Source organism: Nonomuraea sp. NPDC048882 (assembly GCF_040649755.1).
In the GTDB taxonomy this organism is placed as follows: Bacteria; Actinomycetota; Actinomycetes; order Streptosporangiales; family Streptosporangiaceae; genus Nonomuraea; species Nonomuraea maheshkhaliensis.
Window position 1 is genome coordinate 203,160 of the sequence record NZ_JBEZGB010000014.1, and the last position, 23,870, is coordinate 227,029.

At 69.6% G+C, this 23,870-nt stretch carries 23 protein-coding genes; 16 read left to right on the forward strand and 7 right to left on the reverse strand.

Annotation, left to right across the window (positions count from 1 at the left end):
* Positions 1-23: 23 nt before the first annotated feature.
* Both AB0C27_RS40730 and AB0C27_RS40735 read right to left on the reverse strand, forming a co-directional pair.
* On the reverse strand, positions 24-251 hold the full coding sequence (locus tag AB0C27_RS40730; RefSeq protein WP_357856150.1) for a hypothetical protein: 228 nt from the start codon (positions 249-251) through the stop codon (positions 24-26).
* Positions 248-496: a helix-turn-helix domain-containing protein gene (locus tag AB0C27_RS40735; RefSeq protein ID WP_357856152.1), complete on the reverse strand. Its 249-nt coding sequence runs from the start codon at positions 494-496 to the stop codon at positions 248-250. The genes AB0C27_RS40730 and AB0C27_RS40735 overlap by 4 nt, the downstream gene beginning before the upstream one ends.
* 156 nt (positions 497-652) lie before the next feature.
* Between AB0C27_RS40735 and AB0C27_RS40740 the strand changes: the two genes are divergently transcribed.
* The 6 genes from AB0C27_RS40740 (at position 653) to ettA (ending at position 8,433) form a co-directional block, all read left to right on the forward strand.
* Positions 653-1,138 carry a helix-turn-helix transcriptional regulator gene (locus tag AB0C27_RS40740; protein WP_357856154.1) on the forward strand — a complete coding sequence of 162 codons (486 nt, stop codon included), beginning with the start codon at positions 653-655 and terminating at the stop codon, positions 1,136-1,138.
* A 180-nt stretch (positions 1,139-1,318) separates the two neighbouring features.
* The gene (locus AB0C27_RS40745; RefSeq protein ID WP_357856156.1) at positions 1,319-1,537 is read left to right on the forward strand and encodes a hypothetical protein; all 219 of its coding nucleotides are present in this window, start codon (positions 1,319-1,321) and stop codon (positions 1,535-1,537) included.
* A 147-nt stretch (positions 1,538-1,684) separates the two neighbouring features.
* On the forward strand, positions 1,685-2,983 hold the full coding sequence (locus AB0C27_RS40750; RefSeq protein ID WP_357856159.1) for a site-specific integrase: 1,299 nt from the start codon (positions 1,685-1,687) through the stop codon (positions 2,981-2,983).
* 49 nt (positions 2,984-3,032) lie between these two features.
* Entirely contained in the window at positions 3,033-4,100 is a 1,068-nt protein-coding gene (locus AB0C27_RS40755; RefSeq protein ID WP_357856378.1) for a single-stranded DNA-binding protein, read from the forward strand.
* 929 nt (positions 4,101-5,029) lie between these two features.
* Complete coding sequence (locus AB0C27_RS40760; RefSeq protein ID WP_357856162.1) at positions 5,030-6,322, forward strand: GGDEF domain-containing protein; 1,293 nt, start codon at positions 5,030-5,032, stop codon at positions 6,320-6,322.
* Positions 6,323-6,768: 446 nt separating this feature from the next.
* Entirely contained in the window at positions 6,769-8,433 is a 1,665-nt protein-coding gene (gene ettA, locus AB0C27_RS40765) for an energy-dependent translational throttle protein EttA (protein WP_357856165.1), read from the forward strand.
* A gap of 502 nt (positions 8,434-8,935) precedes the next feature.
* On the opposite strand, the gene AB0C27_RS40770 is transcribed toward ettA, so the two are convergent.
* Positions 8,936-10,255, reverse strand: coding sequence for an MFS transporter (locus tag AB0C27_RS40770; protein ID WP_357856168.1), 1,320 nt, complete (start codon positions 10,253-10,255; stop codon positions 8,936-8,938).
* A gap of 153 nt (positions 10,256-10,408) precedes the next feature.
* Here AB0C27_RS40770 and AB0C27_RS40775 point away from each other — a divergent pair, with 153 nt between their 5' ends.
* From AB0C27_RS40775 to AB0C27_RS40800, 6 genes are all read left to right on the forward strand, one after another.
* Positions 10,409-10,921, forward strand: coding sequence for a VOC family protein (locus AB0C27_RS40775; RefSeq protein WP_357856171.1), 513 nt, complete (start codon positions 10,409-10,411; stop codon positions 10,919-10,921).
* Positions 10,922-10,977: 56 nt separating this feature from the next.
* Positions 10,978-11,385 carry a Zn-ribbon domain-containing OB-fold protein gene (locus AB0C27_RS40780; protein WP_357856174.1) on the forward strand — a complete coding sequence of 136 codons (408 nt, stop codon included), beginning with the start codon at positions 10,978-10,980 and terminating at the stop codon, positions 11,383-11,385.
* A complete protein-coding gene (locus AB0C27_RS40785) occupies positions 11,382-12,509 on the forward strand; it encodes a thiolase (RefSeq protein ID WP_357856177.1) in 1,128 nt (375 codons plus the stop codon). Before AB0C27_RS40780 ends, AB0C27_RS40785 begins: the two co-directional genes overlap by 4 nt.
* 62 nt (positions 12,510-12,571) lie before the next feature.
* Complete coding sequence (locus tag AB0C27_RS40790; protein WP_357856180.1) at positions 12,572-12,823, forward strand: SCO4226 family nickel-binding protein; 252 nt, start codon at positions 12,572-12,574, stop codon at positions 12,821-12,823.
* A gap of 205 nt (positions 12,824-13,028) precedes the next feature.
* Positions 13,029-13,661, forward strand: a complete 633-nt coding sequence (locus AB0C27_RS40795) for a response regulator transcription factor (protein WP_357856183.1) — start codon at positions 13,029-13,031, stop codon at positions 13,659-13,661.
* A gap of 47 nt (positions 13,662-13,708) precedes the next feature.
* Positions 13,709-14,872 carry an ATP-binding protein gene (locus AB0C27_RS40800; RefSeq protein ID WP_357856186.1) on the forward strand — a complete coding sequence of 388 codons (1,164 nt, stop codon included), beginning with the start codon at positions 13,709-13,711 and terminating at the stop codon, positions 14,870-14,872.
* 56 nt (positions 14,873-14,928) lie between these two features.
* Here AB0C27_RS40800 and AB0C27_RS40805 read toward each other — a convergent pair whose 3' ends face one another.
* Both AB0C27_RS40805 and AB0C27_RS40810 read right to left on the reverse strand, forming a co-directional pair.
* On the reverse strand, positions 14,929-17,013 hold the full coding sequence (locus AB0C27_RS40805; RefSeq protein WP_357856189.1) for an acetate--CoA ligase family protein: 2,085 nt from the start codon (positions 17,011-17,013) through the stop codon (positions 14,929-14,931).
* Between the two features lie 5 nt (positions 17,014-17,018).
* Positions 17,019-18,173, reverse strand: coding sequence for an acyl-CoA dehydrogenase family protein (locus AB0C27_RS40810; protein ID WP_346108129.1), 1,155 nt, complete (start codon positions 18,171-18,173; stop codon positions 17,019-17,021).
* A gap of 109 nt (positions 18,174-18,282) precedes the next feature.
* Here AB0C27_RS40810 and AB0C27_RS40815 point away from each other — a divergent pair, with 109 nt between their 5' ends.
* Positions 18,283-18,894, forward strand: a complete 612-nt coding sequence (locus AB0C27_RS40815) for a TetR/AcrR family transcriptional regulator (protein ID WP_346108130.1) — start codon at positions 18,283-18,285, stop codon at positions 18,892-18,894.
* Between the two features lie 103 nt (positions 18,895-18,997).
* On the opposite strand, the gene AB0C27_RS40820 is transcribed toward AB0C27_RS40815, so the two are convergent.
* Both AB0C27_RS40820 and AB0C27_RS40825 read right to left on the reverse strand, forming a co-directional pair.
* Complete coding sequence (locus tag AB0C27_RS40820; RefSeq protein ID WP_357856194.1) at positions 18,998-19,816, reverse strand: MaoC/PaaZ C-terminal domain-containing protein; 819 nt, start codon at positions 19,814-19,816, stop codon at positions 18,998-19,000.
* Position 19,817: 1 nt separating this feature from the next.
* Positions 19,818-20,738, reverse strand: a complete 921-nt coding sequence (locus AB0C27_RS40825) for an SDR family oxidoreductase (RefSeq protein ID WP_357856197.1) — start codon at positions 20,736-20,738, stop codon at positions 19,818-19,820.
* A 73-nt stretch (positions 20,739-20,811) separates the two neighbouring features.
* On the opposite strand from AB0C27_RS40825, the gene AB0C27_RS40830 reads away from it, so the two are divergent.
* From AB0C27_RS40830 to AB0C27_RS40840, 3 genes are read left to right on the forward strand one after another with little or no spacing between them, the layout of a single operon-like run.
* The gene (locus AB0C27_RS40830; RefSeq protein ID WP_357856199.1) at positions 20,812-22,248 is read left to right on the forward strand and encodes an MFS transporter; all 1,437 of its coding nucleotides are present in this window, start codon (positions 20,812-20,814) and stop codon (positions 22,246-22,248) included.
* 23 nt (positions 22,249-22,271) lie between these two features.
* Positions 22,272-22,691: a thioesterase family protein gene (locus tag AB0C27_RS40835; protein WP_357856202.1), complete on the forward strand. Its 420-nt coding sequence runs from the start codon at positions 22,272-22,274 to the stop codon at positions 22,689-22,691.
* Positions 22,688-23,851: an MFS transporter gene (locus tag AB0C27_RS40840; RefSeq protein ID WP_357856205.1), complete on the forward strand. Its 1,164-nt coding sequence runs from the start codon at positions 22,688-22,690 to the stop codon at positions 23,849-23,851. The genes AB0C27_RS40835 and AB0C27_RS40840 overlap by 4 nt, the downstream gene beginning before the upstream one ends.
* Positions 23,852-23,870: the final 19 nt, after the last annotated feature.

The window sequence follows — 23,870 nt, forward strand, 5'->3', positions numbered from 1 at the left end:
TGGGCCTCGCGCCGGTTACGGGATCAGGCGGACTGCTGATCGGCCTCGCGCTGGGCGTCGAGGTGGGCGATCACGTCGGATCGCCAGGCGACGAGGCGCCGGCCGGAACGCCACAGGTAGGGCGCCTTCTTGTGGTGGCGGAGCCACCGCTCGGTGGCCGGGTCGCGGCGGGTGAGCGCGCATACCTCGTCGAGCTTGAGGAGCTGGTCGTCGCGCCGGTCGTCGACGGTGCGCGACTTGGGCCGGGTCACGCCTGGACCGCCTCGGCGGACGTGGCGGGCTGGACGCGATTGGCTTCGAGGTAGGCGTCGATGCTGGCCTGAAGGATGAAGACGCGGCCGTTGGGCGCGTTGCCCTCCTTCAGGACGGTGAGCTCGCCGGCGGCGATGAGCCGGTAGATGGTCCACCTGCTGCGACGTAGGAGGCGGCAGGCGTCTCGGATGGACGTGTAGCCGTCCGGTACGCGTTCCGGTCGGGCTTCGGGGATGTGATGCATGTCACCTTCCCTATGTAGCGCGTTGTTGCAACTGATGCTCTGACGCTACAACATGCAACATCGAATACGCAACGTGCAACATCCGGTCGGGCCGCAATCCGGGAAGCTCGGCAGCAGGTAGAGCCATCAACACGGGGCTGTGCTACAACTTGCAACATGAGCCCTCGCCAGTCGGCCCGATCGGAGCGCATCAAGGGCCCCGCGTACGCGTTCTGGGAACGCGTCACCAACGCACAGCACAAACGGGGCTGGACGCAGATCCAGCTACAGGAGCATTCCGGCGTCGACCGGACGACCCTCTACCGGATGAAGTCCGCGAAACCTCTCGCCGACACCGTGCTCGCCCTCGCCGACGCGCTCGGCATCGACCACGATGAAGCCCTCCAACTCGCCGGCCTCCTGACCCGCGAATCGCCCCCCGAGTCTTCGGAGCCTGCCGGGCCCGTCCTTGAGGACGAGGAGACTGAGGAGCTGCTGGCGCAGTTGCCGCCGCGGCGGCGGGCAATCCTGGAGCAGATCAGGGATGCGGAGCGTGACCGTGTCCAGCGGATCCGGGCGCAGGCTGAGGCCGAAGTGTCCGAAGCTGAGAAGCGTTTCGCGGAGCTTGTCCGGCTAGAGATAGAAGAGTCCGATAACTCCTAATAGGCACGATTCGATATATTAAGCAGTAATTAGCTGATCACGCAGAGTAATCGAATATGTACCCGGCGTTTCTTTGCTAATGTCCTGCTTGGAAGTAGCGAACTTGAGTGCTTTTATGGGCGTCTACCAGCGGTCGTTGAAAATCGAACCGCCGGAAACGCACTGCTCAAGGGGGGCTCTATGCGCATTCTCCCCATCGCCACAGCACTACTGTGGGCCGCCAACCTGATCTTCGTGGTGGCGTACCCCCGGTGGCAGGGACTGCTCGAACTCAGTCACATGATCGCCATGCAGCTCTTCGGGCTCGGTACGGCCCTCGCCGTCACCACCGCCTGGCTCCTGCATCGGCGCGGCATCGAATACCGGATCGGCTACCGGCAAGGCCGCGCCGACCGATAGCGGAGGCAAGGCGTCGCCAGCTCGCCGATAGCGCGTCGAGCTGCCGCCCTCCCATCCCATAGCGCCAAGAGCCCGCACAGGCTCCCGCGGCCGTGACCACACCCGGCCGCACACTCCATTTCTGGACGAGCCCCGAGGAGGGCTGCCATGGCGCACGTCGAAGACCGGTGGATGCGGAAAGCCCGCGACGAGAACGGCCGGCTGCTGTTCGACGACAAAGGCAAGCCGATCCTCGAAAAGGACCCGAAGCGGTACGGGAAAGGGTCACGATGGCGTCTCCGCTACGACGGTCCTGACGGCCGCGAAAAGAACGAGTCCTTCGGCAAGAAGGGCGACGCCGACAACCGGAAGAAGGTCGTCGAGGCCGACCTGCTGCGCGGCACCTACATCGATCCCGACGCGGGCAAGGTGACCTTCCGTAAGCAGGCCGAAGAGGTGCTCGACAACCGCACGCTCGACCCCAGCAGCCGCGACGCGATGCGCCGGCGCCTACGGAACCACGTCTACCCGGTGATCGGTGCCAAGGAGCTCGGCGTGCTGGCCAAGAGGCCCAGCGTCATGCAGGGGCTGGTGGCCAAGCTGGAAGCGTCCGGGCTCGCGCCGATCACGATCAGCGCCATCATGGCGAACGTCCAGCTCGTGTTCGCAGTGGCTGTCGAGGACGAGCTGGTACTGAAGAATCCCGTCCTCAGCAAGACGGTCAAACTGCCGAAGGTCGTGGCGAAGAAGCTCGTGGTGTGGACGCCTGACCAGGTGCTCGACATGCGTGAGACGCTGCCGGACCGATACCAGGCCACGGTGGACGCCGGGGCCGGGCTCGGCATGCGGCAGGGGGAGATCTTCGGTTTCAGCCCCGACGACGTCGATTGGTTCGGCGGCTTCGTGGGGGTGAACCGGCAGCTCAAGGTGGTCAACGGCAAGCTGTTCTTCGGTCTGCCGAAGGGAGGAAAGACGCGCGAGGTGCCTTTGCCGGAGTCGGTCAAGTTCGCGCTCGCCGAGCACATGCGGCTGTTCCCGCCGGTCACGGTCGCGCTGCCCTGGCGGACACCGGACGGGGAGGCGGTCGAGGTGCGGCTGTTCTTCGTCAACAGCAACGGCGGCGCGGTGTATCAGTCCGCCTTCACGAAGGTCTGGCAGCGCGGGCTTACGCGGGCCGGGATCGTGCCGAAGCTGAAGCCGGGGGAGAAGCGCGGTCACCGTTACCGTGAGCACGGTATGCACATGCTGCGGCACTACTTCGCGAGCGTGCTCCTGACGGACGGGGAGAACCCGAAGGCTGTTGCGGAGTGGCTGGGGCATGCTGATGGCGGGGCGCTGCTGCTGCGGACGTACGCGCACCTGATGCCGAAGTCCGAGCAGCGGATGCGGAGGGCGATCGATTCCGCGCTGCGGCGGCCCGCTTCTGCGGCTGACGGCCCACAGACGGCCCACGAGGGTTCAACGTGAGCGTTCGCACAGGTAAATGAGGGTCTGTACATAGAAGAACGACATCTACATCACACTCACCGGCAACGTCGCGGCAGAGCCGAGGCAGTACAGCTTCGACGAAGGCACCAAGGTCACCTCGCTGAAAGTCCTCACCTCACACCGCTACTTCGACAGGAAGACAGGCCAATGGACCGACGGCGACAAGGTCTGCTTCACGGTCCGCTGCTGGCGTGCCCTGGGAGACAACGTCGCGGCGTCGGTGCGTTCCGGCCATCCCGTGGTGGTGTCCGGCAGGCTGCGCATCCGCGAGTTCGGCACTGACGGAGACCGCCGCTTCATGCCCGAGATCGAGGCCAGCTCGGTGGGCCACGACCTGCGGTGGGGCACCGGCGTCTTCACCAAGCCCGAGCGCGGCGGCACCGCCCTGGTGAGCAGGGAGATGCGCGAGCGACTGGACGAGGAAACCCGCGACTGGGCGATGGGCACCCGCCAGCAGCGCCCCCTCAACCGCCCCGAGTTCCGCGAGGACAACGAGCAATCCTCCACCTACGGTTCCGACCACCACCCCGCCAGGCACTCGTCCCCGGAAGCCAACGACGCACGCCTGCCGGCCTCTGACGGCGCTGGCGCACGCCCGCCGGTCCCGGATGGCGGCGACGTACAGATGTTGGCCCCGGAGGGTGCCGACGCGCGGACTCTGGGCTCGGCCGATGGCAGCGTACGCCCGCTGGTCCCGCACGACGAGACCACGCGAATGCGGGCGCCCTTCGACGCGACGGCGGAAGGGGCAGGCTCAAACCACCTGACGACTCACCCCCAGAGCCCGGCCGACGGAGCCGTCCACCCGCTGGACCCCGACGATGGCGCCGCACACCTCCCGGGCTGGGCTGACGGAACTCCCCACAGGCCGACTCTGGACACCGCCGCCGCACCCGCGCCGACTTCGGTGGGCAAGACCCCACGCACACGGCGGACGAGCAGCGACACCGCACGCACGCCGAAGTCCGAGAACGACGCCACCGTCCGCGTTCTGAACGGCACGGAGGTCGACGACGCAAACGGCCGCGCTGACGAAGGCCGCGCAGTCGGGGGCAGCAAGGCACAACCGAAGGCGAGGGAACGAGCGGCGGCGTAGAGCGGACCAGCACAGGAGGGTAGAGCGGACCAGCACAGGAGGAGTGAGGGTGTGGGGGCACCGGCCACCACGGTTCCCCCACACCCTCACCAGCCAGCCCCACCCCCTGACCGCGCCACTGGCCCTGTAAGACCGTCGCAACGTCGGCTCGGCGTGGAGCCGCCGCAAGTCCGCCGCGCCGATGGCGCCGCCCAGCCTCCGAAAAGGACCGCAGCGCTGTCTGCTCGAAGACCACCGGAAGCCGGTAAGGACGGCGGAGGTCGGAGTCAAGGCTGAGGCGTTCACCCGGTTCGTGAGCTCGGCGATAGGCGAACGGACGAAAGGACGCTGGACCGGAGGCAAGAATGCGCTGACCCAGAAGGGTACGCGGAAGGGGAGTGTGGCGCCGCTCACCGAGGGCGGGGGATGCGCGGAGGGGAGAACGGCGCCCGTTACCGAAACCGGGAGCAAGAACGGAGCCGGTCACCGAAACGGGAGCGGTGAACGGGGAGCGCGAACGGCGCTGGTCACCGAGATCGAGACCGAGACCGAGGCGGCGAGCGGTGAGGGAAGAGTGCCGATCGCCCATGCCGGAGGCGGTCACTGAGGGAGAGGCACGAGCAGGGCGGGGTCGTGTGCTGGCCGGCGGTGTGGCGTGAGTGCGAGGGCGTGGGAGAGGCGGAATGGAGGGGGAGGGGGCACCGGCCGGGTCCTGAAGACACCCCGATGAGCGACCGATGGTGAGTTGCCCGCCTCAGGCGGCTAGAGCATCTGTCATGTCCAGGTCACGCCCCGCACCATGGGCTGCTCCTTTCCCGAACGGCTCTGCATCACGGGCCCGTTCGTGGAGTGAACGGGCGTTGTGGTCATTGCCAACGTATCGGTTCCCATCGCGCAACGCACACTCCGCAATTATTGTGTTACACATCGTTAGTCAGGGAGGAGACGAGATGGCGGTGACCAGTCACGTCCCGATCAAGTCACGCGACGGTGTGTCAACACTGGCCGACCGCTGGCCATTGCTAGGGCAACGTCGCCCGCTCGTGGTCTACCTGTGCGCGATCGTCGCACTTGACGTGGCCGCGATCATCGTGTTCGCGACGTCCACCGTCTTCGAATGGCGCGACCTGCTCATGTTCGGCGCTCTCATGGGATGCGGCGCCGTGTGCATCGAAGCGACCAGGCGCCTGGGCATGCCCGCCGGCGTGTCCCGCGACCTGCTGTCCGCCTGGTGGTTGCCGGTCGCGTTGCTCCTGCCTCCGGTCTACGCCCTGTTCGCGCCGATCGTGCTGCAGGTCCTGCTTCAGGTACGGGTGCGGGCGACGGTGCTCTACCGACGGGTGTTCAGCTCGGCCGCCATCGGGTTGGCCGGATGCACGGCCTCCGTCGTGTTCCACCGGTTCGTGAGCGATCCGTGGGTGCTGTCGCAGGGCAGCGGCCCGCCGATCCTGATCGCCGTGGCGTCCGCCGTACTGTTCTCCCTGCTCAACGCCGCGCTCATCGCCATCGCCGCCCACACAGCCGACCCCGACACCACGTGGCGCGAGGTCCTGTGGGACCGGGAGAGCCTGCTGCTGGACATCGTCGAGTTGTGCCTGGGCGTGACCGTGTCCGTCGGCTGCGGTCTCAACCTGGCCCTGCTGCTCCTCGCGCTGCCGCCCGTGGTGCTGCTCCAGCGCAGCCTCCTCCATGCGCAGTTGCAGGCGGCGGCCCGTACGGACGCCAAGACCGGCCTGCTGAACGCCGCCGCGTGGCAGCGGGAGGCCGACACCGAGATCGTCCGAGCCCGTCGCACCGGCGACACCCTGGCGCTTCTGATCATCGACATCGATCACTTCAAACGGGTCAACGACGCTCACGGCCATCTGGCCGGCGATCAGGTGCTGGTGGGGGTGGCGTCGACGCTGCGCAGCCAACTCCGCGAGTACGACGTGGTGGGCCGGTTCGGGGGTGAGGAGTTCGTGGTCCTGCTGCCGGGCGCCGACATCGACGAGGCCCGCCGGGTGGCCGAGCGCCTGCGCGTGCGCATCGGTCACATGGCTGTGCCCGTTGACGCCACCTTGATCAGAGTGACGATCTCGATCGGGGTGGCGTTGATGAGCGTTCACGGCGACGACCTGATCGACCTGCTGGCGGCGGCCGACCTGGCGCTCTACCGGGCGAAGGAGTTGGGCCGAGACCGCGTCTGCATCCCCGCGGTCCAGCCCCCGCCCCCAGCCCTCCCGAACGACCCGGCCGCCTGATGGACACTTCGGCACTTCGGCACTTCGGCACTTCGGCACGTCGGTCAGCGCATCAGCGCATCGGTACATCGGTACATCGGTACCTTCGTCCAAAGGTTCTGCTCCTGTTGGCTCATTCCGTTCCACCTGGCGCGATCTTGTAGTCCTCTGCCTCCGGCTCCGACTGGCGCGGTCTCGTAGTCCTCTGCCTCCGGCTTCGACCGGCGCGGTCTCGTAGTTCCTTGCCTCCAGCGCCGATTGCCTCGCCCTTTTGGGGCTGATTGCGCGCCTCGCACACCAACCACCACGACTTCGCATCGCCCTGGTCGCGCACGGTTCTGCGCGGGAGCGGGGGTGGTGGGGACGGCGGTGGTCGTGGGGATGGTGAGGGGTGGGCAAAGCCGGTTCCAAGCCATACTCCGGTGGAGCGTCGGAAGCCTGGCCTGGGAGCCCCTAAGCTAGAGGACATGCCGGAGTACATCTACACGCTGCAGCGCGTGCGCAAGGCGCACGGCGACAAGGTTGTCCTTGACGACGTCACGCTGTCGTTCCTGCCCGGAGCCAAGATCGGTGTTCTAGGGCCGAACGGCACGGGGAAGTCGACGCTGCTCCGGATGATGGCCGGCCTGGAGCAGCCGTCCAACGGTGAGGCGAAGCTCATGCCGGGCTTCACGGTCGGCATGCTCCAGCAGGAGCCGCCGCTCAACGAGGAGAAGACGGTCCTCGGCAACGTGCAGGAAGGCGTTGCCGAGACCATGGCGATGCTCCAGCGCTACAACGACATCGCCGAGCAGATGGCCACCGACTACAGCGACGAGCTGCTGGCGGAGATGGGCAAGCTGCAGGACCAGCTGGAGCACCGCAACGCCTGGGATCTCGACAGCCAGCTCGAACAGGCGATGGACGCGCTGCGCTGCCCGCCGCCCGACGCCGACGTGACCACGCTGTCCGGTGGTGAGCGCCGCCGGGTCGCGCTGTGCAAGCTGCTGCTAGAGGCGCCCGACCTGCTGCTGCTCGACGAGCCCACCAACCACCTCGACGCTGAGAGCGTGCAGTGGCTGGAGCAGCACCTGGAGAAGTACGCAGGCACGGTGCTGGCCGTCACCCACGACCGCTACTTCCTCGACAACGTCGCCGGCTGGATCCTGGAGCTCGACCGGGGCCGCGCCTACGCGTACGAGGGCAACTACTCCACCTATCTTGACGCCAAGACGCAGCGGCTCAGGGTGGAGGGGCAGAAGGACGTCAAGCGGAAGAAGCGCCTCGAGGACGAGCTGGAGTGGGTGCGCTCCAACCCGAAGGCCCGCCAGACCAAGAGCAAGGCCCGGCTCCAGCGGTACGAGGAGATGGCGGCCGAGGCCGACAAGCACCGCAAGCTCGACTTCGACGAGATCCAGATCCCGCCGGGTCCGCGCCTGGGCACCACGGTGATCAAGACCGAGAAGCTGACCAAGGGGTTCGACGACCGGCTGCTCATGGAGGGGCTGACGTTCGATCTGCCGCGTAACGGCATCGTCGGCATCATCGGCCCCAACGGCGTCGGCAAGACCACGCTGTTCCGCATGATCACCGGTAGTGAGACGCCCGACGCCGGCTCGGTCATCGTGGGCGACACGGTCAAGATCTCCTACGCCGACCAGAGCCGTGGCGGCATCGACCCCGCCAAGAACGTCTGGGAGGTCGTCTCCGACGGGCTCGACCACATCAAGGTCGGCAACGTGGAGATGCCGTCGCGGGCGTACATCGCGGCCTTCGGGTTCAAGGGCCCCGACCAGCAGAAGAAGGCCGGCGTGCTCTCGGGCGGCGAGCGCAACCGGCTCAACCTGGCACTCACCCTCAAGCAGGGCGGCAACGTGCTGCTGCTCGACGAGCCCACCAACGACCTCGACACCGAGACGCTGTCGTCCCTGGAGAACGCGCTGCTCGACTTCCCAGGCTGCGCCGTGATCACCTCGCACGACCGGTGGTTCCTCGACCGCATCGCCACCCACATCCTGGCGTGGGAAGAGGGGTCGAACTGGTTCTGGTTCGAGGGGAACTTCGCCGACTACGAGAAGAACAAGATCGAGCGCCTGGGCGCCGACGCGGCCCGCCCGCACCGGGTGACCTACCGCAAACTGCACCGCGACTGATCGGCCGGGACCGGGCGGCCCTGATCGATTGATCGGTCGGTCACCTGGTCGTTCGGACGGCCATCGGGCGAACTCCGCAGCTCGGTCGATTCAGCAGAGACGCTGGATCGGCCGAGCTGAGTGCTGTCGGGGATCGGTCGGTCGGGTGGTGCAGGGTTCAGTCGGCTGAGCGGTAGAGAGGCTCGCTGGGCTGGGCACGGAGGGCTGCTCGGGCGCATGGATGGTGAGGGATGGCCGGTCGGCTGCGGCGGCGAAGGCTGTTGGGTCCGTGGATGGTGAAGGTGACCCGGTTGGCTGGGCGGGAACGACGGTGTGCCCGGCTCGGCGGTGAAGGCCGGTTGATGAATCCGGCTCGGTCGCTCTGGTGGTGGTGCGGATGAGCTGGCCCCGTGGCGGGGTGGCGGGGTAGCCCCGTGGTGGGCTGGTTTGGGCGGCCGAGTGCTTCGGCCGGGTGTACGGCAGTGGCTGTGGGTGGTTGGGTCTGTCGGTGTCGGGGTGCTGGTCAGGCTTCGGCTTTGCCTACGGTGATCTTTGTGGTGGGGGTCGGGGACGGGCGGCGCCAGGGGCCGTTGAAGAGCAGGATCGCTGGGATGAACAGGACGAGGCAGCCCAGGGCCACGAACAGCCACGTCTGCCAGTTGGTCGCCTCCACCACGTGCGGAATGACCAGCAGCCCGATCACCGCGATGCCCTTGCTGAGGAAGCCGAACAACCCCCACGCCGTGCCTTGCAGGCGCGGGTCCGCGTCCTCGGCGTCCTCGGAGTAGTTGGCCATCCAGGGCGCGTACGCGATGCCGAGCGAGCCGCCGAGCAGTGCGCCGATCACCATCAGCGTGCCGGTGGAGACGCCTTCCTGGCCGAGTGAGACGGCGAGGTAGGCGGTGACGAGGACGGCGGCGACGGTGCCGGCCAGGGAGAAGGGCTTGCGCAGCTGGGTGCGGTCGGAGAGCCGGCCCGTCACGATGAGCGTGATCAGGTTGAGGCTCCAGAACGCGGCCATGATCGTGGAGGCTTCGGCACTGCTGATACCCAGCGCTCCGACCAGCATGGTCTGCCCGAACAGCGACAGCGTGATGTAGAGCACCAGCCACAGCGAGATCCCGACGACGTGCGCCCAGATGTTGGGCCGGCTGAACAGCGAACGCAGGCGCGGCGGCCGGCCGAGGTCCACGACCTGGGTGCCGGCTCGTTCGGTGTGCTGGATCCTGGCCCGCAGCTCGGGGGAGAGGTCGGCGATGTTCAGGGCGATGATCACGGAGATGACCAGGGAGAAGCAGCCCATGATGACGAACTGGGAGCGCCAGGAGTTGTCGAAGATGGGCAGGGTCCATCCCGCGACGGCGGCGGCCAGGAAGTTCGCGCCGACCGGGCCCCAGGTCCAGAAGCCGAACGCCTGCGCCCGGCCCATGCGCGGCGAGAAGTCGCGGATCAGCGGGGCGGTGCTGGCCATGGCCACCCCGTCCACGAACGCGAGGACGATCCGGGCGATCAGCAGGTCGCGTGGGCTGTGGACGAGGGTCATGCCGAAGCAGCAGATGGCGGTCAGCGCCATGAGCGGGATGAGCAGGCGCACCCGGCCGAGCCGGTCGGTGAGCCGGCCGCCCAGGATGGAGGCGATGGCGCCCGCCACGGCCGCCGTGCCGGAGACGGCGCCGTACGTGGCCAGCGACATGTCGAGGTCTTTGAGCAGCAGGGGAACGACGGGCGCGATCTGCCCTTCGTAGGAGCCGATGAGGATGGCCAGCACGGCCATCGTGAGGATCTTCATGCGGCGGGCGCCGGTCGGGTACTCGTCGAGCTCGCGGGCGTAGGACAGCCTCATGGCCAGCCTTTCTTGGTCGGGCCGAACCCCCCGTACTGTTCTAGAAGCTAGCTCTAGAATCTACTTCTGCGATGCTGCTCCTCACTTGCGGCGGCGTCAAGAGTGAGCGGCTAGAATGAAATTCTAGGATTCCCGAAGTGAGGAGCCCCCCGCGTGGACCTGGAACTCGACGGCCTAGAGGTGTCCTTCGATCACACGGCCGTGGCCGCGCCCCGGATCACGGACCTGCTGCCCATTTACCGTGACCTGCTGGGCGGCCGCCATCTGGGCGGCGGTGGTGACAACCGGATCGCCGGATTTCGCACCCTTCAGCTCACCTACGCCAACGGCAGCAAGGTCGAGCTCATGGAGCCGCTGGCCGGATCCACGTTCTTCGACAGCTTCTTCGAGCTCACCCGCGGCAGGGGAGGCGTCCACCACCTGAACTTCCACGTCAACGACCTGGACGCGGCGGTGGCCAGGCTGACGGCCCGCGGCTACCGCCTGCACGGGCTCAACCGGGCCGACGCGCGCTGGCGGGAGGTGTTCCTGCACCCCAAGGAGGCGCACGGCGTGCTGATCCAGCTCGCCCAGCCGGGCCCGCGTGAGCCGGGCGACATGCGGCCTTCGCTGGAGGACGTGCTGGCCGGGCGCGGCAGGAACGGCAACGGCATTCCGAGCTCTTGAGCCCTCCCCGAGCCTAGATCTAGAGTGTGATTCTAGAACTAGGATTGGGGAGGCCGATGAAGCCGGCACCGAAGCCCACACCCGAGACCCAGCCCTTCTGGGATGGCACGGCCGCGGGCGAGCTGCGCATCCAGCGCTGCCTGACATGTGAGCGGCACTACTTCTACCCCCGGCCCAACTGCCCCCGTTGCGGCGGCGACCAGGTCGAATGGGTCCGGGTCAGCGGGCGCGCGACCCTGTACTCCTACGTCATCAACCACCGCCCCGCGCCGGGCTTCGAGGACGAGGCCCCGTACGCGATCGCGGTCGTGGAGCTGGAGGAGGGCGTGCGCATGATGACGAACATCGTGGGTGTGCCGAACGTACCGGAGCAGCTGCCGCTGGACATGGAGCTGCGGGTGGTGTTCGAACGGCGCGGGGACGTCTGCGTGCCGCTCTTCGAGCCGGCGGGAGGCGCCGCATGACCATCGTGATCGCCGGCGCCGCCGAGACCGACGAGGTCGGCCGCCTCCCCGGCCACTCCACGACGCAACTGCACCTGGAGGCCGCCAGGAACGCGCTCGCGGACGCGGGGATGGGCATCCACGACATCGACGGCATCGCCACCGTCGGGACGCCGGGCCCGGTCCAGATCGCCCACGCTCTCGGCATCACCCCCGCCTGGCTGGACGGCACCGGTGTGGGCGGCTCGTCGTTCCTGTTCCACGTACGCCACGCGGCCGCCGCCGTCCGGGCCGGGCTGTGCCGGACCGTGCTGATCACCCACGGGGAGTCGGGCCGCTCGCGGGTCGGCGCCGGCCGCTTCGGGATGGGGCCGGACTCGCTGCTGGGGCAGTTCGAGCTGCCGTACGGGGTGGTCGGGCCGCCCACGTCGTTCACGATCACGGCGCTGCGCTACATGAAGGAGACCGGTCTCACGCACGAGCAGCTGGCCGAGGTCGCGGTGGCGCAGCGGCGCTGGGCCCACCTCAATCCGCGGGCGATGTTCCGGGACCTCATCACGGTGGCGGACGTACTCGGCTCGCGCATGGTCGCCTACCCGTTCCACCTGCTGGAGTGCTGCCTGGTGACCGACGGCGGCGGCGCGCTGATCGTCACCACCGAGGAACGGGCCCGCCGCTCCCCGGTCTACCTGCTTGGCTCCGGCGAGTCCGCGGAGTCGCCGATCATCTCGCAGATGGAGGACTTCACCACCTCCAAGGGCTTCCGGCTCTCGGGAGAGGCGGCCTTCGCCGAGGCCAAGATCGGCCACGAGGACGTGGATCATCTCATGGTGTACGACGCCTTCGCCCACGTGCCGATCTACGGCCTGGAGGACCTCGGATTCGTCGGCAGGGGCGAGGCGGGCGCGTTCATCGCCGAGGGCCACACCTCGCCCGGCGGGCGCCTGCCGATGAACACGAACGGCGGCGGCCTGTCGTACACGCACACCGGGATGTACGGCATGTTCGCCATCCAGGAGGCGGTGCGGCAACTGCGCGGGGAGGCCGCGGCGCAGGTGCCGGACGTGGAGGTGAGCGTGGTTCTGGGCAACGGCGGCATGTTCGCCTCCGCCGCCACGCTGGTCCTGTCGAACCGCCTCCCCTGAGATGGCACGGGATGGAACGCCCTTACTCCTGGAGGGAAACTGGAGGTAGGAGGAGGTGCGTCATGCCGAAGTTCATGGACGTGCACAGCGGATTCGTCGGCGCGACCGAGGAGCAGCTGCGCGCGGCGCACGAGCGTGACCTGGCCATCGAGGCGGCTGAGGGGGTGCACTTCGAGCGCGCCTGGCTCGACCCGGACTCCGGGAAGGTGTTCTGCCTGTCGTCGGGGCCGTCGAAGGAGGCGGTGCTGCGCGTGCACGAGAAGGCGGGGCACCCGACTACGGAGATCTACGAGCTGCCGGTGGAGGTGGAGTAGCCGGATCCGGCTGGGGGCGATCGGCCGGATCGGTGGAGACCGGGTAGCCGGATCGACGACGATGGAGTAGCCGGATTCATGGGATGGGCGGCCTCTGGGCTGCCCATTCCTGCTTGTAGTACTTTTGTGGGACTTGTCGGTCCTGCATGCCCTTGCCCACCCTTCCGGCATGCCTCCGCGTTCAGAGCCCCCAGGGGAACACGACGTGATTCGCATCGCGGTGATCGACGACCACGAGCTCATCCGGCACGGCCTGGAGTACCTCCTGCACCGCTCCGACGACCTCAAGGTCGTGCTCCAGGGCGCGGATCTCGGCGACCTGCGCGGCTCGGACCTCGACCACGACGTGCTCGTCCTCGATCTGTACCTGGCCACCGACCGGCCCTGCGTGGCCGAGATCAAGGAGCTGTCGGCCGTCACGAGGGTCCTGATCGTCTCCGCCTCGGGACGGCCCGCCGACGTCCTGGCCGCCATCCGGGCCGGGGCGAACGGGTACGTCACCAAGGACGCGCCGGCCGAATTGGTCGTGGACGCCGTGCGCACGGTCGCCGCCGGCGGCTTCTACCTGTCGGCGGGCCTGGCGGACATCCTGCAGAACGAGCTGGAGGCCCCGGGTGGCGCTGGACCCGCGCCACCGCGGCTGTCGGAGCGCGAGGAGCAGACGTTGTCGTACATCGCGCAGGGCTTCACCCACGCCCAGATCGCCCGCCGGCTGCAGATCAGCAAGGCGACCGTGGACACGTATGTGGAGCGGATCAGAAGCAAGCTGCAGGTCGGCAACAAGGCCCAGCTCACGAGGGCCGCCCTGGACCGCATCGAGCGCCGCGACCGACCATGACCAGCCCGTCAGCAGGCGAGCCGGGTAGGGCGGCTCGCGAGACGGGCATGGCGGCTGTTGAGCGTATGCGGGCTGTGGGGATGGTGGCGCTCCAGGTGGGTGCGGCGGTGCTCTGCGGGGCGCTGGAGGTGATCGAGGACGCCCGGTGGGTCGGTGTCGGGCCGCTTCCCGTGCTGTTGGCCGCCCTGACGCTGACCAGCCTGGCGATCTCCGTGCTGGCCGGGGTACGGCGCCGGCTCCCGTCCCGATGGCTGCTGGCCGCGGACTACGCGCTGGTGGCGGCGTTGTGTGTGGCGGTGCCGTGGTTCGCCCCCGTCGTCGCGGCCGCGTGGTGGCCGGGGACCGCGCTGCCGTACGTGCTGCTCGCGGCGGTCATGGTCGGGGTGTCCTTCCGGCCCTGGCCCGCGGTGGCGGCCTGGGTCGCGCTGCTGGGTGGCGCGTTCACGCTCGGCGCCGTCCTGGCGGGGGACGAGTGGTGGCATCCGCTGCCGCACCTGGCGGGCATGGCGGCCAACGCCGGAGTGTCCTGGTACGTGACCACGATCCTCGTCCACAACGCCAGGGACCTCGACCGGGCGCGGGCCGAGGAGGTGCTGCGTACCGCGCAGTTGTCGGAGGAACGCGAGCGCGCGAGGACCGCCCGCGTGCTGCACGACCGGATCCTGCAGACGCTGGAGGCCCTGGTCAGGGACGGGTGGATCGCCGACGCGCCGGTGCGGGCGCGGGTGGCGGAGGAGTCGCGGTGGCTGCGCGCGTACCTGCGGGGCGACGACGGCGATCCCGGCAGCGACGTGCTGGCCGCGCTGGAGACGGTGGTGCGGCAGGCGGTCGGCGGCGGGCTGCACGTGGAGTTCAACGCCGGCCGCCTGCGCGCCTCGCCGGACCGGGGCGGCATCTCACCGCAGATCGTGGACGCGCTGGCGGGCGCGCTGCGCGAGGCCCTGACGAACGTGGCCAAGCACGCGGGTGTACGACACGCGGTGGTATGGGCGGAGGCCAGGGCGGGCGTGGTGACGGTGAGCGTGCTCGACCACGGCACCGGCTTCGACCCGGACCGGCGCCCGCCGGGGCTCGGCATCTCCCGCTCGATCATCGACCGCGCCGCCTCGGTCGGCGGCACCGCCACGGTCGAGACAGCACCGGGAGAAGGCACCCATGTCACGGTACGGGCGCCGCTCCCAACGGCCGACCGACCCGCCACCGCCGACTGACCGGTTCCCGGATGGCGTGTCGAAGCTGGAGCGGCCTCGACGGCCGGCGGGCAGGCTCAGCGCCAGGTGATCAGGGCGTCCAGGGCCTCGATGTGGGATCCGTTCACCAGGAGTGGGTTGATTTCCAGGGACTCCAGCCCGTCGCCCAGCGATCCGGCGAACGCGGCGATCCGTGACACCATGTCGGCCACCGCGTCGAGGTCTGCGGGCCGGCCGCCCCTGACCCCGTCGAGCAGGGCCGTGCCGCGCAGCTCCGTCAGTGCCGCGCGTACCTCGGCGGCGTCCACCGGCAGCACCCGCAGCGCGGTGTCGCGCAGCACCTCCACCCAGATCCCGCCCAGCCCCACGGCCAGCGTCAGCCCCCAGGCGGGGTCCCGTACGATGCCCACCAGCAGTTCGACGCCGCCCCTGCGCTGCGGCTGGACGAGTACGCCGTCGAGCGAGGGCACGGCGGCGGCCACCTCCCGGTAAGCCTGCCGCACCTCCTCGCCGGAGCCCAGCCCGAGCCGGACCCCGCCCACGTCGCTCTTGTGGCCGAGCCCTTCCGCCGCCGCCTTGAGCACCACCGGGTAGCCGAACCGTTCGGCCGCCGTGACCGCCTCCGTCTCCTCGTGTACCAGCTCCGACGGCACCACCGGCAGCCCCGCCGAGGCCAGCAGCCCGGCGGCGCGGTGCTCGGCCCACACCCCCGTGGCACCGGACGGAACGGTCAAGGGGGCGGCGGGCGGAGCCGTAGGACGGGAGAGTGCTCTGGCCCGTAGTTCCGACCAGCGCACGGCCGCGCCGATGGCGTGCAGGCCGTGTTCGATCCCGCCCGCCACGTACGGGAACCCGGTCTCCCGCTGCACCTCCCGCCCGAACTCGGTGATGTCGGTCAGCACGTTGCTCACCACGACGACCGGCACAGGAGAGGCGGCGATGCGCCGGGCGCTGGCGGCGTACGTCGCCAGCACGGGAGCCGGGTCGGGCGGTGCGACCTTGGGCGGCTCCGACAGCAGCATGACCAGGTCGATACCCGGATCGGCGGTCACCGCCTCCAGGGCCCGGCCGAGCAGGGTGCGGTCGATGAGGACGTAGCCGGTGACGTCGAGCGGGTTCTGCACGGCGCCGAAGGACGGGACGATCTCGGTCAGCCGCGCCACCGTCTCCGGCGCGAACGGCGGCAGCTCCAGCCCCTCGTCCTCGGCCCGGTCGGCGATGATCTCCGAGGCCCCGCCCGACGGCGTGACGACCCCGACGCGGCGCCCCGGCAGCGCCCCCGTGGACGCCAGCAGCCCCGCCGTGATGATGAGGTCCTCCAGCGAACGCACCCGGATCACGCCGAGCTGCCGCAGCACGGCGTCGATGACGTCGTCGTCCCCGACCAGGGCCCCTGTGTGCGCCTGGGCGGTGTCGGAGGCGAGCCGGCTGCGGCCGATCTTGAGCGCCACGATCGGCTTGCCCGCCTCCAGCGCCCGCCGCGCCACGCGGGCGAACGCGGCCGGGTTCCTGATGCTCTCCAGGAAGAGCGCGATGACCTTGGTGGCGGGATCGTCCACCAGGTAGTCGACGACATCGGTGACGGTGACGACGGACTCGTTGCCCATGGAGGTGAGCAGGCTGATGCCCACGTTGCGGGCCTGCGCGAACGACAGCACGGAGCTGGCCAGCGCCCCGCTCTGCAGCACCACGCCCACCCCGCCGCGCAGCAGCGGCTGGGCGATGGGCAGCCCGTACGGGGTCACGCCGGCTGCGGCGTTGATGTAGCCGTTGCCGTTGGGCCCGAGGATGGTCAGCCCGTGCTCGGCGGCGAAGCCGGCGACCTCGGCCTCCAGCCGCGCCCCCTCCTCGCCCGCCTCCCCGAACCCGGCGGTCAGGATCACGTAGCACCGGATGCCCAGCTTGGCCCCTTCCCGCAGCACGCCGAGCACGGCCGCGGTCGGCACCATCACGTACGCCAGATCCACCGGCTGCGCGATCTCCGTCAGGCTGCGGCAGGCGGGCAGGCCGTGCACCACGCCGCCGCGCGGGTTGACCAGATGGACGGAGCCGGTGAAGCCGTGGGTGCGCAGGTTGGACAGCGTGCTGATCGACCAGCCGGACTTGTCGGTGGCGCCGACGAGGGCGATCGAGCGAGGGTTGAACAGTTCCCCGACCGACATCCCGTTCACTCCCCGATCAGGCCCAGCCGCGCGTGCCCCTTGATCAGGTTGCGGGCGATCGTACGCCGCTGGATCTCGTCGGTGCCCTCGAAGATGCGCAGCAGGCGCAGCTCGCGATACCACCGCTCGATCGGCAGCTCCTTGGTGTAGCCCATGCCGCCGTGGATCTGCAGCACCCGGTCCACGACCTGGTTGGCCATGACGGCGCCGTTGAGCTTGGCGATGGAGGAGGCGTGCCGGGCGTCCATGCCCTCGCGCACCCGCCAGGCCGCGTACAACGTCAGCCACTTCGCCGACTCGATCTCCACCTGGGAGTCGGCGATCATCCACTGGATGGCCTGGTAGTTGGAGATCGTCTGACCCATGGACTTGCGGATCTTGGCGTACTCGATGGCCATGCCCAGCATGCGCTCGGCCGCGCCGATGGCGCGCGCGGGGATCATGTAGCGGCCCTGTCCGATCCACTGCATGGCCAGCTCGAAGCCCTTGCCCAGCTCGCCGAGGATGTTCTCCTCCGGCACCCGGACGTCCTCGAACACGAGCGAGGCCGGGCCCCACTGGCCCATGGTCGGGATCGGGTCGGAGGTCCAGCCCATGTCGCGGTCGACCAGGAAGCAGGTGACGCCGTACGGCTCGGTCACGGCGAACACCATGACGAAGTCGGCCTCGCTGCCCCCGGTGATGAACGTCTTCTCGCCGTTGATGATCCACTCGCCGCCGTCGCGGGTGGCACGGGTGCGGATGTTGCGGGCGTCGGAGCCGGCGCCCGGCTCGGTGATGGCGAAGCAGGAACGGCGCTCGCCCTCGATCGTGGGGATCAGGTAGCGCTGTTTCTGCTCGTCGGTGCCGGCGTAGAGGATGTTGTCCGCGCTGCCGCCGAACGTGAACGGCACGAACGTACGCCCGGTCTCCATGGCGATGATGGCCGACATGATCGGGCCGAGCGCGGCGCCGCCGTACTCCTCGGGGGTGTTGATGCCCCAGAACCCGGACTTCCTGGCCTTGGCCCGCAGGTCGCGCAGCACGTCGGGCGCCAGCCCCGGGCGGCCCTCGCGCTCGTTGCGCAGCACCTCGGGCTCCAGCGGCATGACCTCCTTCTCGATGAAGGACCTGACCGTGTCGCGGATCTGTCGTTCCTCGGGGGTGAGCGAGAAGTCCACAACCGCCTCCTGGGGCACTTTCTAGAATCGTTCTCTAGGAAAGGTTCTAGCCGTCGTGAGGGGATGTCAAGAATCTGATTCTAGAATTCCTGGCGGTAAGATGACGGGCATGGCACGCAAGTCCTCGTGGGAGTGGAGCCGGACGGCCCAGACCCGCAAAAGCATGCTGCAGGCGGCTCGCGAGGTCTTCAGCGAGCACGGCTTCGCCGACTCCAACGTCTCCGAGGTGGTCGCCCGCGCAGGCTCCAGCGTCGGCAGCCTCTACCACCACTTCGGCGGCAAGACCGAGCTCTTCCTCGCCCTGTACGAGGACCACCAGGCCGCCCACGAGCAGGCGTCGGCCGCCAGCGTCGCCAAGGCGCGCAAGGAAGGCGTCTCCGACCCCGTCGAGCTGCTGATCGCGGGCGCGCGGGCCTACCTGGCGGGGGCGTGGGAGCGGCGCGACCTGGCTCGGCTCTTCATCGACGGCGACGGGCCGCCCGGCTTCGAGCTGATCCGCCGCACCAGGGGCAGGGAGTGGGTACGCCAGAACGCGGTCCTGCTGGGGGCCGGGGGCGACCCGCTCGACCGGTTCACCGTGGCCGTGCTGACCAGCATCATCGGCGAGGCCGCCCGCGAGGTCGCCACCTCCGACAGCGAGCAGGAGGCGCAGGAGGTCATCGAGGCGGCGGTGACGCTGATCCACCGCCTCGACCCCCTCAGATCACTCGACGAAAGCTGACCCAGCCGAAAGCTGACCCAGCCGAAAGCTGACCCAGCCGAAGGCCGGCCCAGCCGAAGGCCGGCCCAGGTGAAGGCCGGCCCAGGTGAAGGCCGGGTCAGGGTCAGGCGATCGTCGCCCGGCCTCGGTCGATCACCACGGTCCCGTCGTCCTTGGCGGTCCTGAACAGCACGTCCCCGCCGTCCGCCCAGATCGACACCGTGAGCGACTCACCAGGGAAGACCGGGCTGGAGAACCGCCCCGACATCGCCTTGAACCGCCCGGGATCCGACCCCGCCACCGCGTGCAGCAACGCCCGCCCCGTGACCCCGTACGTGCACAGACCATGCAGGATCGGCCGGTCGAACCCGGCCCGCGCGGCGAACTCGGGATCGCTGTGCAGCGGGTTGTAGTCGCCCGACAGGCGGTAGATCAGCGCCTGCTCAGGCAGGGTCGAGTAGGTCACCTTGTGATCGGGCGCCCGGTCCGGCGCGGCCCAGGTGTCCTTCGGCCCCCGGTCGCCGCCGAAGCCGCCCTCACCCCTGATGAACACCGAACTGCGCGAGGCGACGACCAGCTCACCTGTGTCCAGGTCGACCGCCCTGGCCTCCAGGGTCACCAGCGCACCCGAGCCCTTGTCGTAGATGCCGGTCACCTTCGAGGTGGTGCGCACGCCGCCGGCCGCCGGCAGCTCCCTGTGCAGCTCGAACGCCTGCTCGGCGTGGACCAGCATGGCCGGGTCGTAGTCGCCCAGCCGCCGCCCCAGGGCCTGCGCCACGAGCACGGCGAACGTGGGCAGCACCCGCTGGTTCTTCTCGGTGGTGAACGCCAGCTCGCCGGTGCCCGCTCCGACGCCGAGCGCGTACAGCATGGCGTCCTTCGCGGTCCAGGTGCGCTCGTGCGGCGGGCTCTCGACGCCGACGAGGGTGTGGTCGAGCGCCATGTCAGTCCTCCTGTCCGAGATGTTCGGGGTGTCCGGGGATGCTGCCGTTGGTCAGCGCGTTGGGCGCGGCCTTCTCGACCAGGGCCGGGATGACCGAGCCCAGCTCGGCCGGATCCCAGCGCGAGCCCTTGTCCACGCCGGGCCCCGCGTGCCAGCCCTCCGCCACGCTGATCACGCCCGCCCGTACGTTGAACACCCGCCCGGTGATCGCCCGCGCCTCCGCGCTGGACAGCCAGACGACCACCGGCGCGATGTCGTCGGGGTCGGCGGCGACGCTGGCGCCCTTCGGCATCAGGTTCTCCGTCATCCGGGTGAGCGCGGCGGGGGCGACCGCGTTGACGGTCACGCCGTAGCGCTCCAGCTCCCTGGCCGCGATCACCGTCAGGCCCGCGATGCCCGCTTTGGCCGCGCCGTAGTTGCCCTGTCCGGGGTTACCGTAGATGCCGGAGGACGAGGTGGTGTTGATGATCCGCGCATCCACCCGCTCGCCCGCCTTGGCCTTGGATCGCCAGTAGGCGGCGGCATGGCGCAGCGGCGCGAACGTGCCACGCAGATGCACCCTGATCACGGCGTCCCACTCGTCGGCGGTCATGTTGACGAGCATCCGGTCGCGCAGGATGCCCGCGTTGTTGACCAGCACGTCCAGGGTGCCGAAGTGGTCGATGGCGGAGCGCACCAGGCGTTCCGCGCCGTCGAAGTCGGAGACGTCCTCGCCGTTGACGATCGCTTCGCCGCCCATGGCCTCGATCTCCGCCACGACCTCGGCCGCGGCCCCCGAGGAGCCGGTGCCGTCGACCTCCGCGCCCAGGTCGTTGACCACCACCTTCGCGCCCTGTCTGGCGAACTCCAGCGCGTGACCTCGTCCGATGCCTCTGGCCGCACCCGTGACGATCACCACGCGGCCCTCGACGATCCCGCTCATCCGACACCTCGATCCTTGACCGGCTGACGATGCGAATTGGATTCTAGTATCAAAATCTAGAAAGGACAGGCCCTTGGCGGCGACGAGTACGACCTCCTCCCTCGGCTACGCCTGGCGCACGTTGTCGGTCGTGAGCATGGCCAGCGTGCTGACCGGTCTCGGCGGCAGCGCGATCAACGTCGCGCTCCCGGAGATCGCCAGGAACACCGGAGCCGGCGCCACGGCCGCGGGCTGGATCCTTCTCGGCTATCAGTTGACCACAACGGTCCTCATGGTGGTGTTCGGGCGGCTGGCCGATCTGTTCGGCCGGCGCCGGATGTACCTCCTGGGCCTGGCCACCTACACCGCGGCCGCGCTGCTGGCCGGCCTGGCTCCGAACGCCTGGGTGATCGTGGCCCTGCGGGTGCTCCAGGCGGCCGGGGCCGCCATGTTGCTCACCAACAGCGCCGCCCTGGTCAGCGACGCCTTCCCGCGCGAGCGGCTGGGGGAGGGGATGGGCGTCTACGTGGCCTCGTTCTCCATCGCCGGGCTGATCGGGCCGACGCTGGGCGGCGTGCTGGCCGAGAGCCTGGGCTGGCGCTGGGTGTTCTGGTTCAACGTGCCGATCGGGGTGATCTGCCTGGTGTGGGGAGCGTTCGTGCTGCGCCGTCCTGCTCCCGGCCGGCGCGAGAGCGGGCTGGACGCGCCGGGCAGCGCGCTCGTCCTGCTCACCCTGGGCGGGCTGCTGCTGGCGCTGTCGGAGTTCACCCGGCTCGGCTGGCAGCACCCGGTGGTGCTGGGCGGGCTGGCGGCCTTCGTCGTGGGGCTGCCGCTGTTCGTGCTGCGGGAACGGCGGGCCGCGCATCCCGTCGTGGACATGGGACTGTTCAGGGAACGGGCCTTCGCCTTCGGCACGCTCGCCTCGTTCCTCAACGCCGTCGCCAGGATGGGCATGGTCTTCCTGGTCGCGCTCTACTTTCAGGCCGTGCGCGGCGACGATCCCGTCCAGGCCGGGCTGAAGGTGCTGCCGCTGGCCGTGGCGGCCATGATCGCCTCGGTGGCCTCCGGCTTCCTGCAGCGCCTGCTGAGCGCGCGCACCCTGGCGGTGGCCGGGGCCGCCACCACCACGTGCGGGCTGACGGTGATGCTCGCCGTGATGTCGGCCGACACGCCGTATCCGGCCGTGGCGGCCGGGCTCGTGCTCATCGGGCTCGGCTCCGGCGTGTTCCTGCCCTCCAACACCACCGCCATCCTCGACGGACTGCCCTCCAACCGGCTCGGCATCGTCAACGCCATGCGCCTCATGGTGCAGAACACCGGCAACGTCGTCGGCACCGGCCTGGTGCTGTCGATCATCACTGCCCCGCTGCCCGCCGCGCTGCACCAGAGCGTCTTCGCCGGCACGCTCGCCCAGCTCTCGGGCGAGGCCGTCGGACAACTCGTGACCGGTTACCAATGGGCGCTGGGCACCATGGCCACGATCTCCGTCTTGACCGTGCTGGCCTGCCTGGCCCGGCGCAAGGCCACCTGACCGGGACGGGTACGGTTGCGGACGTGGTTGAACGCACTCCTGCCGAACGGCACATCTATCCCCGCACGGTGAGATTCGGCGACGTCGACTCCCAGGGGCACGTCAACAACGTGCGCTTCCTCGACTACCTGGAGGACGCCCGGTTCGGCATGTTCCACATCGATCCGTACAACGCGGGGGACGAGCCGTTCAAGGGCCTGGTCGTGACCCGCCACGAGATCGACTACCGCCGCCCGCTGGGCTTTCGCGCCCAGCCCGTGCGGGTGGAGACCTGGGTGACGGAGATCAGGTCGGTACGCTTCACCCTGCGCTACGAGATCCTCGACGACGAGGCGGTCTACGTCACCGCCATGTCCGTCCTGGCCGCCTACGACGTCGACCGGGCGGCGCCCCGCAGGCTCACCGAGAGCGAACTGGCCTACCTCAAACGCTTCGCGGAATGAGACGCTGGCTGATGCTGGCGCTGGGCGTCAACGCCCATGCCAGTGTCACCTTAGGTCTGTTCGGCCTGCCCTTGGTCATGCCCGAAATTTTGCGACATTTCAACGTCTCTCTTCCGGTGGGCGGGCTGATAGGGAACGCCCCGGCTTTGGGGATCCTGTGCACCCTCGTTGCCTGGGGTGCCCTGGCCGACCGGTACGGCGAGCGGCTGGTCCTGGGCGCCGGCGTCGGGCTCGCGGCGGTCATCTTCGCCGCAGTCGCCGTGGTCGAGGACACCTGGGCGGTCATCGGCCTGCTGGCGCTGGCCGGGGCGGCGGGCTCGGCCGCGATGGTGGGTGGCGGGCGCATCGTGCTGCGCTGGTTCCGCCCGCCGGAACGCGGCCTGGCCATGGGCGTGCGCCAGGTCTCCTTCACCCTCGGCATGGCCGTCGGCGCCTTCGCGCTCCCGCCCATGGCGCAGGCGTACGGGCTGCCCGGGGTGTTGCTGCTCTGCTCGGGCGCGAGCCTGGTGGCGGCCGTGCTGGCCGCGCTGTTCCTGGCCGAGCCGCCGCACCAGCTCGGCGCGGGCGGCGCGGAGCGGGAGCGCTCGCCGTACCGGCAGCCCGCGCTCTGGCGCGTGCACGCCACCAGCGCCCTGCACGTGGTGCCCCAGGTCGTGGTCAGCACGTACGGCGTGGACTGCCTGGTCAGGCTGTACGGCTGGGACGCGGTGGCGGCCGGGCGGCTGTTCGGCGTGGCGGCCATCGGCGGGGCCGTGGTGCGCGTCGCGGTCGGGCGCTGGTCCGACCGGACCGGCCTGCGCATGCGACCCCTCCTGCTGCTCACCCTCTGGTGCCTGGCCGTGCTCGCGCTGCTCGTCGCCGGCACCTACACCGGCGCCGCGCTCGGGCCCGCGATGATCGCGGTGGCCTCGGTGACGACCGTGGCCGGCAATGGGCTCGCCTACCTCTCGGCGGGCGAGCTGGCCGGCCCCGGCTGGGCGGGCAAGGTGCTCGGCACCCACAACACCGTGCAGAACACCGTCTCCCTGGCCGTGACGCCGCTGGCGGGCGCGCTCATCCTGAGCACCGGCTACTGGGCCGGCTTCGCCGCCGGCGCCGTCGCCGCCCTGGTCTCCCTGCCCGTCATCCCGTTACGCGGCGAGCGCTCGAAGCGTTCGTGACCGCTCCAAGCCCATGTGC